Source organism: Halomonas sp. H2, assembly GCF_050215315.1.
GTDB lineage: Bacteria > Pseudomonadota > Gammaproteobacteria > Pseudomonadales > Halomonadaceae > Vreelandella.
Window position 1 is genome coordinate 1366374 of sequence record NZ_CP189760.1, and the last position, 18890, is coordinate 1385263.

Annotated in this window: 16 protein-coding genes; 8 read left to right on the forward strand and 8 right to left on the reverse strand. The window is 55.8% G+C overall.

What is annotated here, in order from left to right; genetic code table 11:
- Positions 1–58: 58 nt before the first annotated feature.
- The 3 genes from ACQE2I_RS06260 (at position 59) to ACQE2I_RS06270 (ending at position 2990) form a co-directional block, all read left to right on the forward strand.
- On the forward strand, positions 59–946 hold the full coding sequence (locus ACQE2I_RS06260) for a substrate-binding domain-containing protein (RefSeq protein WP_427030614.1): 888 nt from the start codon (positions 59–61) through the stop codon (positions 944–946).
- Positions 947–1122: 176 nt separating this feature from the next.
- Complete coding sequence (locus tag ACQE2I_RS06265) at positions 1123–2241, forward strand: App1 family protein (RefSeq protein WP_427030615.1); 1119 nt, start codon at positions 1123–1125, stop codon at positions 2239–2241.
- Between the two features lie 74 nt (positions 2242–2315).
- Positions 2316–2990 carry a zinc metallopeptidase gene (locus tag ACQE2I_RS06270; protein ID WP_427030616.1) on the forward strand — a complete coding sequence of 225 codons (675 nt, stop codon included), beginning with the start codon at positions 2316–2318 and terminating at the stop codon, positions 2988–2990.
- A 3-nt stretch (positions 2991–2993) separates the two neighbouring features.
- Here ACQE2I_RS06270 and cmoB read toward each other — a convergent pair whose 3' ends face one another.
- Both cmoB and cmoA read right to left on the reverse strand, forming a co-directional pair.
- Complete coding sequence (gene cmoB / locus ACQE2I_RS06275) at positions 2994–4004, reverse strand: tRNA 5-methoxyuridine(34)/uridine 5-oxyacetic acid(34) synthase CmoB (protein WP_427030618.1); 1011 nt, start codon at positions 4002–4004, stop codon at positions 2994–2996.
- Positions 4005–4006: 2 nt separating this feature from the next.
- The gene (gene cmoA / locus ACQE2I_RS06280; RefSeq protein ID WP_427030620.1) at positions 4007–4750 is read right to left on the reverse strand and encodes a carboxy-S-adenosyl-L-methionine synthase CmoA; all 744 of its coding nucleotides are present in this window, start codon (positions 4748–4750) and stop codon (positions 4007–4009) included.
- Positions 4751–4884: 134 nt separating this feature from the next.
- Here cmoA and pgi point away from each other — a divergent pair, with 134 nt between their 5' ends.
- The 4 genes from pgi to serB all read left to right on the forward strand — a co-directional run bounded on the left by pgi (position 4885) and on the right by serB (position 11963).
- A complete protein-coding gene (pgi, locus tag ACQE2I_RS06285) occupies positions 4885–6567 on the forward strand; it encodes a glucose-6-phosphate isomerase (RefSeq protein ID WP_427030621.1) in 1683 nt (560 codons plus the stop codon).
- A gap of 297 nt (positions 6568–6864) precedes the next feature.
- Positions 6865–8760 (forward strand): DNA topoisomerase IV subunit B, encoded by a 1896-nt coding sequence (parE, locus tag ACQE2I_RS06290; protein ID WP_427030623.1) that lies wholly within the window; start codon positions 6865–6867, stop codon positions 8758–8760.
- Between the two features lie 6 nt (positions 8761–8766).
- Positions 8767–11019: a DNA topoisomerase IV subunit A gene (parC, locus tag ACQE2I_RS06295; protein ID WP_427030625.1), complete on the forward strand. Its 2253-nt coding sequence runs from the start codon at positions 8767–8769 to the stop codon at positions 11017–11019.
- 20 nt (positions 11020–11039) lie between these two features.
- Entirely contained in the window at positions 11040–11963 is a 924-nt protein-coding gene (serB, locus tag ACQE2I_RS06300) for a phosphoserine phosphatase SerB (RefSeq protein WP_427030627.1), read from the forward strand.
- Positions 11964–12022: 59 nt separating this feature from the next.
- Here the strand turns inward: serB and ACQE2I_RS06305 are convergent, their stop codons facing one another.
- The 6 genes from ACQE2I_RS06305 to ACQE2I_RS06330 are packed head-to-tail and all read right to left on the reverse strand — an operon-like array spanning position 12023 to position 17869.
- A complete protein-coding gene (locus tag ACQE2I_RS06305; protein ID WP_427030629.1) occupies positions 12023–12409 on the reverse strand; it encodes a Na+/H+ antiporter subunit G in 387 nt (128 codons plus the stop codon).
- 22 nt (positions 12410–12431) lie between these two features.
- Positions 12432–12701: a K+/H+ antiporter subunit F gene (locus ACQE2I_RS06310; RefSeq protein ID WP_427030631.1), complete on the reverse strand. Its 270-nt coding sequence runs from the start codon at positions 12699–12701 to the stop codon at positions 12432–12434.
- Positions 12695–13192, reverse strand: a complete 498-nt coding sequence (locus tag ACQE2I_RS06315; RefSeq protein ID WP_427030632.1) for a Na+/H+ antiporter subunit E — start codon at positions 13190–13192, stop codon at positions 12695–12697. The genes ACQE2I_RS06310 and ACQE2I_RS06315 overlap by 7 nt, the downstream gene beginning before the upstream one ends.
- A complete protein-coding gene (locus tag ACQE2I_RS06320) occupies positions 13189–14700 on the reverse strand; it encodes a monovalent cation/H+ antiporter subunit D (protein ID WP_427030634.1) in 1512 nt (503 codons plus the stop codon). The genes ACQE2I_RS06315 and ACQE2I_RS06320 overlap by 4 nt, the downstream gene beginning before the upstream one ends.
- Positions 14697–15029 (reverse strand): Na+/H+ antiporter subunit C, encoded by a 333-nt coding sequence (locus ACQE2I_RS06325; RefSeq protein ID WP_427030635.1) that lies wholly within the window; start codon positions 15027–15029, stop codon positions 14697–14699. Before ACQE2I_RS06325 ends, ACQE2I_RS06320 begins: the two co-directional genes overlap by 4 nt.
- On the reverse strand, positions 15029–17869 hold the full coding sequence (locus tag ACQE2I_RS06330) for a monovalent cation/H+ antiporter subunit A (RefSeq protein ID WP_427030637.1): 2841 nt from the start codon (positions 17867–17869) through the stop codon (positions 15029–15031). The genes ACQE2I_RS06325 and ACQE2I_RS06330 overlap by 1 nt, the downstream gene beginning before the upstream one ends.
- 176 nt (positions 17870–18045) lie before the next feature.
- Between ACQE2I_RS06330 and ACQE2I_RS06335 the strand changes: the two genes are divergently transcribed.
- Positions 18046–18888 (forward strand): ion transporter, encoded by an 843-nt coding sequence (locus ACQE2I_RS06335; protein WP_427030639.1) that lies wholly within the window; start codon positions 18046–18048, stop codon positions 18886–18888.
- The last annotated feature ends 2 nt before the right edge of the window (positions 18889–18890 follow it).

Genomic DNA, 18890 nt, shown 5'->3' on the forward strand with positions numbered 1-18890 from the left:
TGCAGTCTTATGCAGTAAATGGTTATATGGCTGACACTCAGCGGAGGAGCCCATCGCGATGCCGGACTCACCTACCTATTTAACGACCGCAGAAGTTGCCGACTACCTGCGCTTAAAAGAGCGCAAGGTGTATGACTTGGTGCGCCAGGGGCAGATCCCGTGTAGTCGGGTCACAGGCAAGTTGCTGTTTCCTCGCCAGCAGATTGATCTATGGGTACTGAGTCATTTAGAGGGTGATCAGGCGCAGCGCTTATCAGTGCCGCTGGTGGTCGCGGGCAGTCAGGATCCGTTATTGGAATGGGCGGTTAGGGAAAGCGGCTCTGATTTGGCGATGCTCTGCCAAGGCAGCGGTGACGGCGTTCGGCGCTTGTTAGACGGCAAAGCCATGCTGGCCGGTATCCATCTGTTAGACCCCGTCACCCAACGCTATAACGAGCCAAGTGCGCTTGGATTAAGCGGTATGCGAGACCTGCTCGTAGTGCACTGGGCCAAGCGTCGCCAGGGACTGTTGTTGCCCGTCGACAACCCGCTGAAAATCACCGGGCTGAGCGATTTAAAACGACCCGGTATTCGCGTGGCGCATCGCCAGCCAGACGCAGGAGCAGCCAGGCTGCTTAGCTGCTTGTTAGCGCAAGCGGGGATTGAGCGTTCAGCGCTTAACTGGGCGCCGCACGCCGCGTTAAATGAGGATGATTTAGCGCTGAGTATAGGGCAGGGCGAGGCGGATGTCGGGCTGGGGGTAGAAGCCGCCGCCGAACGACAACAACTGGCGTTTATACCGCTTTGCCAAGAGCCATTTGATTTAGTGATGCAACGGCGCAGCTATTTCGAACCCGCCCTGCAGCAGCTATTGGCTTTCACCCATCAAGCGCGCTTTGCAGAGCGGGCAGCCCTGCTGGGTGGCTATGACATCGGAGGTGTTGGAAAAATTGTTTATAACGCCTAAGACGCGATTCATTACACCAGGTTCGTTAGCACGAGTGATTGATGCTGTTAATATGCTGCTCACACTGCGTATTAATCTGAAGTGACAGCTATGTATCATCATGAAAGGGAGAGCACGATGAAACAAATACAAACCGACGGCGCTATAAAAGAGTTTCCGTTAGGTCAACACGCTTGATGAGCCTATTGCGTCAGTGGGCAAGCTTTGTCAAAAGGCTTGTCCACGTCATTGCCAAACCGATCAAAGGGGACAGTAGCCGCGGTGGGATGGTCGTGCATCCTTACCGCGGCTATGGTTCTCAGCGTGAAGTGTTTGTCATGGGTCGGGTGTTTCGCCAAGCTGCGCTAGGACGCGCCATCCCCCGCCATGGCATGCTGCGCGATACCGCCGACGTTGCGCGGCGTGTTTTACGCCGGGGGCTGGCTGACGCTCAGGTTGAGATACATATTGGCGAAAATAAGCTCTGCGTGGGTACTGATCGCGATGGCTATTTCGATGTGCACTTGCCGATTAGCCATACGTTGCCGATCGACGTTTCCTGGCATCGCGCTGATATTTTGGTGCATTGCCCCGGTCAGAACCCGGTACGCACCCACGTAGAAGTTTACGTGCCACCGTCAGAGGCGGACTTGCTGGTGATCAGCGATATCGATGACACCGTCATGTTTACCGGTGTGGCAGAGAAGCTGAAAATGCTTTATCGGCTGTTCGTTAAAAAGCCTCACCGGCGTACGGCTTTTCCTGGTGTCGCATCGCTTTATCAAGCTCTGCATCGTGGCGTAAGCGAACGCGCTGAACGACCCATTTTGTATGTCTCTCGTGGGCCGTGGGCGATATACGAAATGCTCGAAACCTTCTTTCAGATCAACCGCATCCCCGTCGGTCCGATTCTATTTCTACGCGAGTGGGGGATCTCTTGGCGCAGGCCCTGGCCGCGTCGTGCCGAAGAGCACAAGCGTGATCTGATCGACCGTATGCTTACCCTTTATATCGATATGCCGTGCATACTGATTGGCGATAGCGGCCAGCACGATCCAGAAGTGTATACCGAAATCGTCAAAGCCTACCCGAACCGCATTAAAGCTATCTACATTCGGCGTGTGGATAAAGACCCTAAGCGGGAGGAGGCCATCCAGCGATTACGCGATGAGCTGGTGGGCACCCAGTGCGAGTTGGTGCTCGCCGCCGATAGCGTACTGATTGCCGAACACGCCCACGCCCAGGGCGATATCTCTGCGCATGGTTTGCAGGCAGTTCAACGCGACGTTGAAGAGCACCGCGCCAATCCTGAATAACGCTGTTGCCGCGTTTTCCAACATGCTAAAACACTGTTTAGTTTGCAGGCGACAGTTTACCAACAGAGGTTGCCATGGTGGTTTTGCTGATCATTTTTGCGCTGGCCGTTTTTGTACTGCCCAATGTGTGGGCTAAATGGGTACTTAAGCGCTATGCCCGTGGTCGTGACGATTACCCCGGCACCGGGGCTGAGCTTGCTGACCATTTGCTGCGCAGGTTGGGTATTGAGGGCGCAAGCGTAGAGCGCACCGAGTTCGGCGATCATTATGACCCCGAAACGCGCTGCGTGCGCCTTTCCCCAGATAACTACGATGGCCGTTCACTCACTGCCGTGACGGTCGCTGCCCATGAAGTCGGTCACGCTATTCAGCACCATCAGGGCTATGCGCCGCTACTGGCGCGCAGCCGCTTAGTGGGCGTTGCGCAAAAGGCCGAAAAATTGGGTGCCATCTTAATGATGGCTGCGCCATTCTTGTTTCTATTAACGCGCTTACCCGGTGGCTTGGCGATCGTGATTGCCATGGCGGTGATCAGCTTTGGTACCGCGGCGCTGGTGCATTTGGTGACGCTGCCGGTGGAGTTTGATGCTAGCTTTAACCGCGCGCTGCCGCTGTTGAAAGAGTATGTGCCGCCTGCGGATATGAACGGCGCACGGCACGTGCTCACCGCCTGCGCTTTTACCTACGTGGCCGCTTCGCTGGCCAGCGTGATAAACCTGGGCCGTTGGCTGGTGATTTTAAGAAGGTAGCGCTTACTCCGGCTTATTGGCCATAATCACCGCCCGTCGGGGGGCAGGATAGCCTTCAATGGTGCGGGTGCGGTCGTTAGGGTCGAGGAAGTCTGCCAGCGATTGGTAAGTCATCCACTCGGTTGAGTGCTGCTCGTCAAGGGTGGTGACCGCTTCATCTACGACGCGCACATTGGTAAAGCCACAGCGTTCCAGCCAGTGGCATAACGCTTTGGAAGAGGGCAGGAAATAGACGTTAGGCATCGCGGCGTAACGTTCGCCGGGCACAAAGACCGTCCGCTCATCACCTTCGACCACCAGGGTCTCCAGCACCAGCTCGCCGCCAGGCTTTAAAGCGGCTTTTAGCTGTTGAATATGTTCCAGCGGAGCGGGGCGGTGATAAAGCACGCCCATGGAAAATACCGTATCGAAAAAGCCCAGGTTCTCCGGCACATCTTCAATGCCTACCGGTAAAAACTGGGTTCTGCTGTCATCCGCATCACCGACAAAGTGGCGCACCGCTTGAAACTGCCAGTAGAAGCGTGGTGAAGGGTCAATCACTAGCACAAAGGCAGCGCCCGCACCGGCCATCCGCCAAGCGTGGTAACCGCTGCCGCCGCCCACATCGAGCACTTTGCGATACTTAAGCGGCGCCAGGTGTGGGGCCACTCTCTGCCATTTCCAGTCCGAGCGCCACTCAGTGTCAATATGGATGCCACCCAGTTGAAAAGGGCCTTTACGCCACGGAGCGAGCTTTCTTAGTAGGTTAAAGCACTGGCGCTGCTGGCTATCGCTAAGTTCCAGGTCAACGCTAACGGTATCGCTGTTTAAGTCGACATGCCGCTCAGTGGGAAGCGCAGGCAGTTTAGCGACGGCTTTCTCCCAGGCGGAAAGGTCGCCATGGCGATTGCGGTCAAGCCCATGAGCTAGCTGCTCGGGTAGCTTCGCCAGCCAAGCAGTAAGCGATGCGTCGAGAACGGATTGATCCAAAAACGCCTGATAAATCGCGCGATGATCATCGGATAACGGCGCCACCTTTAACCCTCCTTAAACGCAATCAGCGAGGCAAAGTTGAGGTACTGAAACCAGGTCATTGAGCGTGGAAAGCCTGCCTGCTTTAGCCGCCCATGCAGCGCGTCCAGTGTGTCAGGCACCAACACGTTCTCAAGCGCAGTACGCTTTTGGCTGATTTCCAGGTCGCTGTAGCCGTTGGCACGTTTAAAATCGTGGTAGCGCTCGACCCGCCAGGCGTTGTCGCGCTCGTCGGCATCGACGGTTTTCTCAGAGAGAATCAGCACGCCGCCGGGCTCCAGCGCGGCATACAACCGTGCTAACAGCGCATCGCGGTCAGCGGCGGGCAAAAACTGCAGGGTAAAGTTGAGAATGATCATGCCGGAAGGCTCATAATCAAGCGTGCGAATATCGGCCTCTTCCACCTGCATGGCATTCTCTGGGCACTCTTCTGCGAAGGTTTGCCGTGCCTGAGCTACCATGGCGGGGGAAAGATCGACGCCCGTATAGCGAAAAGCATCCGCCGGCAGCGCACCCGCCAGCGCAAGGCCGGAGGCGCCCAGCGAGCAGCCAAGGTCATACACATGGGCGCCGTGACGCAGGTGACGCTGAGCAATTAGGCTCAGCATGCCCAGGATTTGCCCGTAGCCGGGCACCGAGCGGCGGATCATATCAGGAAAGCACGCGACGACCTTTTCATCGAAAGAGAACCGCGCTACGCGGTCAAGGGGTGTCGAAAAGATAGCGTCACGGTAAGATGCATCACTCATGAATAAGCCAGAATTATTGATAAGGTTGCGTAGTTTACGCGTCCTATTTAGTTCAGAACAGTAAGTCAGAACAGCAAGTCAGAACAGTACGCCAGAATAGACCTTGCATGGAACGACGCCACTGGAGACGCCACATGGCCTCAGCATCAAGCGCTACCCCCGATACGTTACCCGCGTGGCAGACGTTAAAGCATCACGCGGAAACGCTGCAGCACGTTCACCTGAAAACGCTGTTTGGCACCGAGCCCTCGCGCTGGGAGAGCTTTACTCGCCAAGTGGCGGGCTTGACGCTGGATCTCTCCAAACAGCGCTGGGATGACGATACGCTCGAGCATCTATTTACGCTGGCCAGCGAAGCGGGCGTGCCCTCGGCGATTGAGGCGCTGCTCAGCGGTAAGCGAGTGAATGTCAGTGAAAATCGTCCGGCCTTACACACAGCGTTACGTTTACCTGCTGATGCCACCCTTGAGGTTGAAGGTGAAGATATCGTCGCTGCCGTACACGAAAGCCTTGCCCAAATGGAGCGTTTGGTCAGCCGGTTGCACGCCGGCCAATGGCGTGGAGCCACCGGCAAGCCGATCCGGCATGTGGTGAATCTAGGGGTCGGCGGCTCCGACTTGGGGCCGTTAATGGTCACCCATGCCTTGGCCGATTTTCGGCCCAAAGATATTCATCCGGTAGAGGTGCATTTTGCCTCCACCATGGATGGCTCACAGTTGGCGGATTACCTGAGCCGGTTAAACCCTGAAACCACTATCTTTGTGCTGTCGTCTAAATCGTTTACGACTATCGATACGCTCTCCAACGCCAACACGGCTCGCGAGTGGCTGGTGAGCCGCTTAACCCAGCATGGCGCGACGCCAATTAGCGCTGAGCTGGTTGTTCGTCAACACTTTATCGGTGTCTCGGCGAGTCCCGATAAAATGACCGAGTGGGGTATTACCCCCGACCACCAGTTAACCTTTTGGGAGTGGGTCGGCGGGCGCTATTCGCTGTGGGGCACGATTGGCTTACCGATTGCGCTGGTCGTGGGAATGGATAATTTCCGTGAATTCCTAGCCGGTGCCCACGCCATGGATCGGCATTTTTCTGAAGCGCCGATGGAAGATAACTTGCCCGTGTTGCTTGGTTTGGCAGGTGTTTGGAACGTCAATTTTCTGGATATTCGCGCGCACTCGATCCTGCCCTATGACGGCCGTTTGGAGTATTTTGCCGCCTATCTTGAACAGCTTGAGATGGAGTCCAACGGCAAGTCGGTCACTCGCCAAGGCCAGCCGGTTAACTACTCGACCTGCCCGGTACTCTGGGGGCAGCTGGGGCCCAATGCCCAGCATGCGTTTTACCAGTTGCTGCACCAAGGCACGCAGCCGGTAGTGTGTGATTTTATTGCCCCACTCAAGCGCTATGACGAAGTGGAAGACACGGATACCCGCCACCACCTTAAAGCCCAGCACCGTCTGGCACTGGCTAACTGCTTTGCCCAGTCCCGTGTGTTAATGCTTGGTGACGATGCATTAGAAGATGATGGCCCGAGACCGGAGCATAAACGCTACCGGGGCAATCAGCCCTCAACCACGGTGCTGCTCGATCAGCTGACGCCCGCGACTCTTGGGTCGCTTATCGCGCTTTACGAGCACAAGGTATTTGTTCAGGCGGTGATTTGGGATATCAATCCGTTTGACCAGTGGGGCGTTGAATTAGGTAAACAGATTGCCACCGATACTCAGAAAATCATCGATCATCAGGGTGATCTATCGCGGATGGATGCTTCCAGCAAGGGGTTGATTGAAGCGTTTTGGGCGGCTGAGCAGGAGTGAGCGGGGCAATTTTGTCGCTGGTATATTGTGGACACATTCAGAAAGGGCGCCGTGGATAAGTCGTAGAGGGGGTCATTTGCCATGGATGGCAAATGTAGCGCCCAGGGATGGGTTTACAGCGCCCCCTCGTAGACTTATCGACGGGGTAGCCCTTTCCGCTTCGCCCCTGGTAATAAGCATGGCTAGATATACAGCTTTTTGCTTTTCCGCTATCCTGTGTTTCTTTGCAAGCCGCCAAATACTCGTTTCAGCATTCAATATGGCTGCCAGTACGATTTTTCAGGGAACCGACGTTACATGACCCAGTTTGATGCCTCTCAGTACGGCGCGAGTTCCATCGAAGTCCTGTCGGGCCTCGAGCCGGTACGTAAGCGTCCCGGTATGTATACCGACACCACACGCCCCAACCACCTTGCTCAGGAAGTAATTGATAACAGCGTCGATGAAGCGCTGGCCGGCCACGCCACGACGATCAACGTCAAGCTGCATAGCGACGGCGGAATTGAAGTGCAGGATAATGGCCGCGGTATGCCGACTGACCTGCACCCTGAGCACGGCGTCTCCGGCGTCGAGCTGATCTTTACCAAGCTGCACTCGGGCGGCAAGTTCTCCTCCACTAGCTATCGCTTCTCCGGTGGTCTGCATGGGGTAGGGGTGTCAGTGGTTAACGCCTTATCGCGCCGGTTGGACGTCGAAGTCACCCGCGACGGTGCGCGCCATGCCATGGCCTTCGAGTTCGGTGAGAAAGTTGAAGAGCTGCATGAAATTGGCAAAGCCCCCAAGCGGGCGAGTGGCACTCTGGTGCGTTTCTGGCCCGATGAGAGCTACTTCGACAGCCCCAAGCTTGCGCTCACCCGGCTGAAGCATTTACTGCGCGCCAAAGCGGTGCTGTGCCCCGGTTTAAAAGTCACCTTACTAGAACCCGACGGCACCTCCACTGAGTGGGAGTTCGCCGATGGCCTGCGCGACTACCTGGTTGAAGCCACCGACGGCTATGAAGTGCTGCCCCGCGAGCCTTTTGTCGGCCACTTCAATGACGACGAACACGGCGTAGACTGGGCGATCCAATGGCTACCCGAAGGCGGCGAAGCGCTGTTGGAGAGCTACGTTAACTTGATACCCACGCCCCAGGGCGGCACCCACGTAAACGGCTTTCGCTCTGGGCTGCTGGACGCATTGCGCGAGTTTTGTGAATACCGCAGCCTGTTGCCACGTGGCATTAAGCTCACCGCGGATGATCTATGGGAGCGCACTTCCTTTGTGCTCTCGGTAAAAATGCTCGACCCGCAGTTTGCCGGGCAAACCAAAGAGCGGCTGTCGTCGCGGACCATTGCCGGTTTTGTGTCCGGAGTGGTTAAAGACGCTTTCTCGCTATGGCTGAACCACCACGTGGATCAAGCTGAAGCGATTGCCGAACTGGTCATTAGTGCGGCGCAGAATCGCCAGAAGAAAGCCAAAAAGGTCGCCCGTAAAAAGGTCACTTCCGGCCCGGCGCTGCCCGGCAAGCTGGCGGATTGTTCCGGCCAAGACCCTGCCCAGAGCGAGCTGTTTTTGGTCGAAGGGGACTCCGCCGGCGGCAGTGCCAAACAGGCGCGCAACCGCGAAACCCAGGCGATTCTGCCGCTGCGCGGTAAAATCTTAAATACCTGGGAAGTCGAAACCCACGATATTTACGGCTCCCAGGAAGTTCACGATATCGCGGTGGCCATTGGCGCCGACCCCGGCAGCGCCGATCTGGAAAAACTGCGCTACCACAAAATCTGCATTCTCGCCGATGCCGACTCGGATGGCCTGCACATTGCCACGCTGCTGTGTGCGCTGTTTGTGCGCCACTTCCCGAGTTTGGTCGATGCAGGCCACGTTTATGTGGCGATGCCGCCGCTCTACCGTATTGATCTGGGTAAAGAAGTGCACTACGCACTGGACGAGAGCGAAAAAGCCGCCATTCTCAAACAGCTGGCCAACAAGCGCGGCACCCCTAACGTACAGCGCTTTAAAGGCCTGGGTGAAATGAGCCCGCTGCAGCTACGCGAAACCACCATGTCGACGGAAACCCGCCGCCTGGTGCAGCTCACCTTGACCGATGGCGACGGCACCATGGAAATGATGGATATGCTGCTGGCCAAAAAACGCGCCGCTGATCGCAAAAAGTGGCTGGAAGATTACGGCAACCTCGCAGACATTGAGGTATAACCCCCGATGACCATGGATATTCAAGTCGCGGAGGGCGACGTCGAACAACTCTCCCTGCGCGACTATACCGAAAAAGCGTACCTCGACTACTCGATGTACGTCATTCTCGACCGTGCACTGCCCAATATCGGCGACGGTATGAAACCCGTGCAGCGGCGGATTATTTACGCCATGCGCGAGCTGGCGCTGCACGCCAACGCCAAGTACAAAAAGTCGGCGCGTACCGTCGGCGACGTGCTGGGTAAATTCCATCCCCATGGCGATAGCGCCTGCTACGAAGCCATGGTGCTGATGGCGCAGCCGTTTAGCTACCGCTACCCGCTGGTGGATGGACAAGGCAACTGGGGCAGCCCCGACGACCCTAAATCTTTCGCCGCCATGCGTTACACCGAGGCCAAACTCTCCAAGTTTGCCGAAGTGCTGCTAGGCGAGCTGGGCCAAGGCACCGTCGATTGGGCGCCCAACTTTGACGGCACCATGCAAGAGCCGCTGGTACTGCCCGCCAAGCTTCCCCATGTGCTGCTCAACGGTGGGACCGGGATTGCTGTCGGCATGGCCACCGATATTCCGCCCCATAACGTCTCGGAAATTGTCGAAGCGACCTGCCATCTGCTGCGCAACCCTAAGGCCACTACCACCGATTTGATGGAGTTTGTGCCCGCGCCGGATTTCCCGACGGATGCGGAAATTATTACCCCGCCTGCGGATCTGCGTAAGCTTTATGAATCTGGCCGGGGCTCGGTTAAGCTGCGCGCCCGCTATATTCGCGAAGAAGCCAATATCGTTATCACCTCGGTGCCGTATCAGGTTAGCGGTGCCAAGGTGCTGGAGCAGATTGCCGCGCAAATGCAGGCTAAAAAGCTACCCATGGTGGCTGACCTGCGCGATGAATCGACCCACGAAGAACCAACTCGCCTAGTCATTGAGCCGCGCTCCAACCGCATCGACGTTGAGTCGCTGATGGCACACCTGTTCGCCACTACTGACCTGGAAAAGAACGTGCGGGTGAACATGAACGTGATCGGCCTGGACGGCCGCCCACGGGTGATGCCGCTGCCTGAAATGCTCGGCGAGTGGCTGCAGTTCCGCCGCAGCACGGTGCGCCGCCGTTTAGAGCATCGCCTGGGCAAAGTCGAAGACCGGCTGCATCTCCTGGAAGGCCTGCTGATTGCCTACCTGGATCTGGACGAAGTGATCCGCATTATTCGTGAAGAGGATGACCCCAAAGCCTCGCTGATCGCGACGTTTAGTCTTTCTGAGCGTCAGGCCGAAGCCATTCTAGAGTTGCGCCTGCGTCACCTTGCCAAGCTCGAAGAAATGAAAATTCGCGGCGAGCAGGACGAACTGGAAAAAGAACGCAAGTATCTGCAAGGCCTGCTCGGTAGCGAAGCCAAGCTCACCACGCTGATCGAAAAAGAGATTCGTGCCGCGGGTAAAGAGCACGGCGATGAGCGCCGCTCACCGCTGGTCGAGCGTGAAGAGTCCAAGGCGCTGTCTGAAGTGGAGCTGATGGGCGCTGACCCGATTACCGTGGTGCTGTCGGATAAAGGCTGGATTCGTGCGGCGAAAGGGCACGATATCGACCCCGAAGGGCTTTCCTACAAAGCTGGAGATAGCTTCCAGCTGGCGGCGAAAGGTAAAACCAATCAGCCGCTGGTGCTGCTGGATGACACCGGGCGGGCCTATACGCTCTCAGCGCATAACTTGCCCAGTGCTCGGGGCCAGGGTGAGCCGGTGACCGGACGGGCTAACGTTGCCGCCGGGGCGAAAATGGCGGGGCTGATGTTTGCGCCTCCCGAGCGCCGCTTTGTGCTCGCCACCGACGGCGGCTACGGCTTTGTGGCGCGCCTTGATACGCTTACCGGTAAAAATAAAGCCGGTAAAGCGGTGCTTAGCCTACCCAAAGGCTGCAACGTGATGGCGCCGGTTGACGTACCTGAGGGTGACGAGCTGTGGGTTGCTTCGGTTTCCAACGAAGGCCGGCTGCTGCTGTTCCCGCTAGATCAACTGCCTGAGATGTCCAAAGGTAAAGGCAATAAGATGCTCGATATTCCGGGCCCGCGGGCTGCCCGTCGGGAAGAATTGGTTACCGGCATTGTGGTACTGGCCGCCAGTGATGCGCTGATGATTCATGCGGGCAAACGCAAGCTAACGTTGAAAGCCGACGATCTGGCTTATTATCGCGGTGAGCGCGGTCGACGCGGTAGCAAGCTACCGCGTGGCTTCCAAAAAGTAGATCGGTTAGAGGCAGGGGAATAGACAATGGCAGGAGCTAAGTGATGGCACGTGGTGATTTGATTCTAACCGTTCTAGCGACGCACTTAACGGCGGACATTCAAGCGCCAGTAGACGCGTTAATTGCGCAGTTTGTCTTGCAGAAAAGCAGCACCCAGCGGCTTGCCGACGCCTCTCTGGATGGCGCAGACATCGACTGTATTGAGTATCGTCTGACCGGCCAGGTGGATGTTGAGGCACTGCGCGATGCGGCGCTGGTGCTGAGCGAAACCCTGAGCGTCGATATCGTTATTCAGCAAGATACTCGCGATCACGTGCAGCCCCGGTTGGTTTGTTTCGATATGGACTCCACGCTGATCAAAGCCGAAGTGATTGATGAGCTGGCACGCCGCCACGGGGTTGGCGAAGAGGTCGCAGAAGTCACCGAGCGTGCCATGCGCGGCGAGCTTGATTTTAAAGCAAGTTTTCGTGAGCGTATGAGCAAGCTGGCCGGTTTGGATGAATCGGTGCTGGCTGATATCGCTGAGGAGCTGCCATTGATGGACGGCGTTGAGCGGCTGATGGTCAATCTGAAACGCTTGGGCTATCGCACTGCTATCCTCTCCGGCGGCTTTACTTACTTTGCCCGCCACTTGCAGGAGAAGCTTGGATTTGACGAGATCCATGCCAACGAGCTGGTGATCGAAAATGGCAAGGTGACCGGCGAGGTGAGCGAGCCGATTGTCGATGCCGAACGCAAAGCCGAACTGCTAGAAACCATAGCGTTACGGGAAGGTTTTACGCTGGATCAAACCATTGCCGTGGGTGACGGCGCCAACGATCTCAAAATGCTCGCCAAGGCGGGCATGGGGGTCGCGTTTCGCGCCAAACCTGTGGTGCGCGCCCAGGCGCGCCAGGCGATATCGTTGGTGGGTCTTGACGGTGTGCTCTACTTGCTGGGCTACCATCAGCGGGATTTAACGCCGTAAAAAAAGGCGGTGCCAATCCGCGCCGCCTTTTGATATTTTTTTGATTGCTCTATTTGTTTTCAGCCATGGCCTTTATCCGGGTGCGGTACCGGCTTGTCGCCTACTTCCTCAGGGCGTAGCTCTACCGGCTTACCCTGGGTTTTATCGGCGTATTTTAATTTCAGGTGCAAGCCGGATTTGGCTAACAAATGGGCGCTGACGGGGGCGGTGATAAACAGAAAAAGTGTAATCAGCAATTCTTGAATATCTGGCTTGCCATCGACACTCCAAAAATACAGCATTGAGGCCATTAGCATACAGCCGATGCCCAAGGTGGTGGCCTTAGTGGGACCATGCAGGCGCATGTAGAAATCCCGCAAGTGTGCCATACCCAGCGAGCCGATAAATACAAAGATACCGCCAGCGATCAGCAGCAGTGAGATAACCGCTTCAATAATTACTGACATAGTTCCCCCTGACTCATATCCATCATTCGATGATGTCTCCGCGCAGAATATATTTGCACACCGCCACGGTGCTGATAAAACCGAGCATTGCGATTAACAGCGCCGACTCGAAGTAGGTTTTGCTGCTCAGCCACAGCCCCAGCAGTACGATTAGCGCAATCGAGTTGACGTACATGGTGTCCAGGGCAAGCACGCGATCGGGCAGGCTGGGGCCAATGGTCAGTCGGTAGAGATTCAACAGCAGTGCCATCACGACCAACGCTAAGGTGATATAGAGCGCAATGCTTAACATTCGTAAATCTCCTTTAGCGGACGTTCGTAGCGTTCGCGTATTTGCTTAACCAGCGCTTCTTCATCGTCGACATCTAGCGCGTGGATCAGCAGTGACTTGCCATCCATACGCAGGTTGGCCGAAACGGTTCCTGGCGTCAGGCTGATCGTGCTGGCTAGCAGCGTGATGGTAAAACGCTCTTCGAGCATTAACGGGTATTCAATGAAGTGGGGGTGACATTTGCGCCACGGGTTGGCGATCACATAAGCCACTTCAAAGTTGGCGATGACGATGTCGCCCAACACTCGGAAGATAAAGCGCAACAAGGTGAAAGGCTTGGTGATACGTGGGCGGGGATCCCAAAAACGGCGCATCAGCAGGGGGATCAAAATAGCTAATGATCCGCCGAGTACGAATTGGTTAAAGGCGTAGCTGCGCACCAATAACAGCCAAACCAGTAGCAGTAAAATGGATAAAAGAGGCGTGGGCAGCCAAGCGCGCGGGGCGATCATTGGGTATCTCCAGCATCGGGTAGTAGCGTGCGAATCAGCACCTGTTGGTTGGCTAACTGCTCGGCCGTGGCTTGGGTGTAGCTGCTCACCGGCCCCGCCAATGCGACCAACAGTGGTGCTGCACTAAGTAGCCAGATAACCCCAAACCACTGGCGACGGGGTAACGCGCTACCGCTGATAGTGCCGCGCTGGCTACGCCAAAACAGCGTAGAGCCTGCCCGTGAAAGCGCAATCAGCGAGGCTAAGCTGGTGAGAAGCAAGAGGGGCCAGAGCCATAGGCGTTGAGTTCCTTCGGCGGCATTAAGCATTAGCGCTTTGCCGAATGCGCCGGAGAATGGCGGGATGCCCGCTACGGCGATAGCAGCGACAAAAAACAGTATGGCTAGCGCAGCGCCTTGCACCATAGGGCGGCCCTTCACAAGCCGGGTGCCAGCTTTGCCACGTTGCAGGCCGATCATTTCCGCTAGCAGGAATAAACCACCGGTAATCAGCGTGGTGTGAATGAGGTAGTAGAGTAGCGCAGAGACGGCTTCGGGCGAACGCATGCCAATACCTGCCAACAGTGTGCCCACCGATACCAGTACTAGGTAAGCGACCAGTAGGCGTAAATCCCGTGCAGCGACTACCCCCACTCCGGCAACCGCTAGAGTACCGAGCGACAGCCACCATACCCAAGGTTGTTCGAGTGCCGTTAAACTACCAGCACTATCACTGAAAATAAGCGAATAAACACGCAGAATGGCGTAAATACCTATCTTGGTCATAATGGCAAAGAGCGCTGCCACTGGTGCTGGGGCAGAAGCGTAAGCTCTGGGCAGCCAAAAATAGAGCGGCAGAATGGCGGCTTTCAAACCGAAAACTACCAGTAGCATCAGCGCGCCAGCCGTGACCAAACCTTCACGTTCTGCCGGTAATTCAGCTACTCGGATGGCCATATCCGCCATATTAAGCGTGCCCGTTGCGCCGTAAAGAATCCCCACCGCAATTAGGAATAGCGACGAGCCGGCTAAGTTGAGCACCACATAATGCACACTCGCCTGAATGCGGGATTTGCCACCGCCATGCAGTAACAGCGCATAAGAAGCCAGTAATAGCACTTCAAAGAACACGAATAGGTTAAATAGATCACCGGTTAAAAAGGCGCCGTTAATGCCCAACAACTGCCACTGAAAAAGGCCGTGGAAGTTGCTGCCTTTTTCATCGTCACCGGCACAAGCAAAGACCACCGCGCCAACGGCCAATACAGCGGTCAGCAGCAACATTAACGCCGAGAGACGATCCAGCACCAGCACAATACCGAACGGGGCTTGCCAGTCACCCAGGGCGTAGTAGGTGATTTCACCGCTATCGGCTTGGCGTAACAGGCCTATCGCTACCAGTAACAGTAGCGCGGTCGCGGCAATACTCACCGCACGCTTATAGCGCACTAACCCCTGGCGTTGATAGAGCAGTAAGATGCCTGCCACTAGCGGTAGGACGACGGGAAAAACAATCAGGTGCTGCATCATTCGCGGTCATCCTTTTTACCGTCTACATGGTCGTTACCGGCTTCACTGCGCGCGCGCATTGCCAGAATGACCACGAACGCGGTCATTGCAAAGCCGATCACAATGGCAGTCAGCACCAGCGCTTGAGGGAGCGGGTCGGCATAATCAGCGTTCTCGGACACAATGGCAGGGCCGTCGGTGGTTAAGCCACCCATCGAAAATAGAAACAGGTTCACCGCGTAAGACAGCAGCGTAAGCCCCACGACGACCGGAAACGTGCGGCCGCGTAGGGTGAGGTAGAGCCCACAGGCGGTTAATACGCCTGTGGTCATCGCATAAAGTAGTTCCATTAGCGAGGCTCCTTGGCAGAGGGCGTTGCAACGCTGGTGTCGGCATCTTTTTCGGCGGCTTCAGTCACCGGGCGATGAGCCGTGGTGACTTTGCCCAGGTTGGCAAGAATCATCAGTGTGGCGCCCACCACGGCTAAGTAAACGCCGAGGTCAAACAGCAGCGCGGTGGCCAGCTCAAAGGTACCGATTAGCGGTAGGCTGAAGTAACCAAAGGCAGAGGTTAAGAACGGATGACCAAACAACCAACTCCCCAGCCCGGTGAGCGTGGCAATGGCGACCCCGGTGACGGCCACCGGCTGGAAAGGGAAGTCCAGACGTTCTTGCGCCCACGCTACGCCTCTCGCCATATACATCAGGATAAGGGCTACCGCAGTGATCAGCCCGGCAATAAACCCGCCGCCTGGCTGATTGTGGCCACGTAGGAAGATGAATGCCGAGACTAATAGCGCCAGCGGCAGCAGCGTCATTGAAATTGACGTTAGCACGGCTGGGTAGCGATCAGGTGACCATACCCGGCCTTCAGCGTCACTATGAGGCATAAACAGGCGTAGGCGGTTTAGCAGCTTAAATATCGCCAGGCCTGCGATAGCCAGTACGGTGATTTCGCCCAGGGTATCGAAACCACGGAAGTCGACCAGAATAACGTTGACCACGTTATAGCCGCCCCCGCCGGGCTTACTGTTTTCCACGAAAAAGCTGGAAATCGACAGCGTATCGCGCGTCATGACCGCGTAGTTAAGGCTGGCGATCACCAGGCCCAGTGAACCTGCTAATAGCATATCGCGGATATTACGCAGCGGGCTGGATTCACGCGGGGTCTTTTGCGGCAGGAAAAACAGCGCCAGCATCAGCAGAATCATGGTCACGACTTCCACCGAAAGCTGTGTCAGCGCCAGATCCGGTGCGGAGAAGCGCGCAAAGGTGAGTGCCACAAAAAGCCCCACTACCGAGAGCATCAACAAAGAGATTAATCGGTAGCGGTGGGTGGCGGCGGTCGCAATGCCACCGAACATCAACATGCCAGCACCAAGTAGGAGAATACCATCCAGCTCCTGATTGCCTGCTGCGCCGGTTAAATCAGTGATTTGAACTAGACCAATACCCCCCATTAACAGCGCTGCCAGCCACAGCCAGCCTACATAGCGCTGTAGCGAATTACCTTCCAGTCTCGCGATAAGCTGCTCGGCGTGATAACCCAGAGAAACAACAATGCGCTCAAATACGCGCCGGGCATCGACACCTACAAACTGCTGGGTAAAACGACGTACATCAGCATGACGCCAATACAGCGCAATACCCATCACAAAAGCCAGCAAGCTCATCATCAGCGGAAGATTGATGCCGTGCCAGATAGCCAGATGAAAATCGAGCGGACTGCCGATCACCGCTTGGCTGGCGAGCTCTAGCAACCCTGTGGCCATAAATGCCGGAAATAGACCGACCACTATGCAGAGCGTGACTAATATTTCCACCGGCAAACGCATCAAATGCGGTGGCTCATGGGGCGATTTTGGCGGTGCTTCACGGGCCGGTTTGAAGAATACGGCGTGTACTAAACGTAGCGAGTAAGCGACTGACAGGATGCCGCCGAGCGCTGCTAACGCAGGCAGTAGCCAGCTTAGACCGCCTAAAACGGGGGTCGCTAGCGTCTCGGTGAAGAACATCTCTTTAGATAAAAAGCCATTAAACAGCGGTACCCCCGCCATAGCGGCCGCTGCGAGGGTGGTTAGTAGCGCGGTCACCGGCATGGTTTTCTTAAGCCCGCCCAACTGCTTCAGCTCCCGGGTGCCGGTTTCATGGTCGATAATGCCGGCACTCATAAACAGCGCGGCTTTAAAGGTGGCGTGATTGAGAATGTGAAACAGCGCAGCCAAAATCGCCATGGGACTACCGATGCCCAACAGCACGGTGATCAATCCCAAATGACTCACTGTGGAGAACGCCAAAATGCCTTTTAGATCGGTTTTCATTAGCGCAAACCAAGCGCCATACAACATGGTAACGATGCCCACTAATGAAACGACCACACTCCACAGTTCGCTACCGGCGATGGCGGGGTGCAGCCGCGCCATCAGGAAGATGCCCGCTTTAACCATGGTGGCTGAGTGCAGATAGGCGGATACCGGCGTGGGTGCCGCCATGGCATGGGGTAACCAAAAATGGAAAGGGAACTGGGCTGATTTGGTAAAGGCCCCTAGTAGTACCAAGCCAAGCATGAGTGGATAGCGCGAGTCGGCAAGAATCACGTCGCCGCTGGCCAATACATCATCCATATTGAAGCTGCCCGCCATATCACCGAGCAGTAAAAGGCCGGCCAGCAAGGCAAGGCCGCCCGCGCCGGTCACGGTCAGCGCCATACGGGCCCCTTTACGGGCGTCGGATTGGTGCGACCAGTATCCGATTAACAAAAATGAGGAAAGGCTGGTTAGCTCCCAGAACAGCCAGAGCAGAATCAGGTTGTCCGACATTGAAATGCCTACCATTGACGCCATAAATAACATCAGGAAGGCGTAAAAGCGACCAAAGGGTTCGTCTTTGGCCAGGTAGTAGTGGGCATACAGGATAATCAGTAGGCCAATGCCAAGTATCAGTAGATTGAACAGTAGCGTTAGCCCATCCAGGCGAAATGCTAGGTTCAGCGCCAGTTCAGGCATCCAGGTGGCCGAAAAGCGCAGTTGCTCACCATCCAGCAGAGCCGGCACGTTGAGTAGCGTCATTACTAAGGCAGTGGCCGGCAGCACCGCCGTTGCAAGGGAACAGAAACCGCGCCCGCGCCGTGCGGTGAGTGCCGGCACCAGTACGCCTAGCAGAGGCAATAAGGCTATCCAAAGCAGTGTCATGGGGATCATCCAGCGGCTAAAGTAAAAAAAGTCAAAAGAGTACCAACAGGGCGTCTAAAAGAGGCGCTCTGGTGGCGCAGGATACATCAAGTGAAACAACAGGATATCACTTGTGTAGTAGGTGTGTAATTTTAGTATAAAGTGTGCGAATTAACCGTTAAGAGATTTTGTGCTCCATGAGTGAACCATTCAATACTTGGCAGGCACGCTTTGAAAAGCTGCGCTCCAACAAGTTTTTTGAAGCGGCGGTGATCGCCATTATCGTCATTTCCGCCCTGGTGATAGGGGCAAAGACCTACGACGAAACCTCCCAGCTTGAGCAGTGGCTGCTCTATCTTGATGTCGCAGTAACGATATTTTTTCTGATCGAAATTTTAATCAGAATGGCCGCTGAACGTACGTTACTTAGCTTTTTTAAAAAAGGCTGGAATATTTTTGACTTTTTAATTGTCACCGCCAGCCTAATTCCCATGGACGACTCGGAAATGGTGCTGCTGGCGCGATTACTGCGTATTTTCCGCGTGCTGCGCTTGGTATCGATGATTCCTGAGCTACAGATGCTGCTTAGCGCCTTGGTAAAATCGGTGCCACGGATGGGCTATGTGGTGTTGCTGATGTTTATCATCTTCTATATTTACGCTGCTATTGGCAGCTTTCTGTTTCACAATGTTGACGAGGGGCTGTGGGGTAATATTTCGCTGGCGATGCTGACGTTGTTTCAGGTTGCGACGTTTGAGAGCTGGGCCACTGCGGTGCTATATCCAGCCATGGACGTTTACCCCTACGCCTGGGTCTATTTTTTAACCTTTATCTTTTTGAACGCCTTTATCTTTCTCAATATGATGATTGGTATTGTGCTGGATGTGATGCAGAAAGAGAGCGCGCAAATGGCGCTGGACAACGGCGAAGGCGAAGAAGCCGAGCTGCAGTCGCTGCGCAATGATGTTCGCGGGCTGAAAGTACAGCTCGATCGCATGGAGTCAGCCCTCGCTCAAGCACACCGACAAGCCCACAACTGACT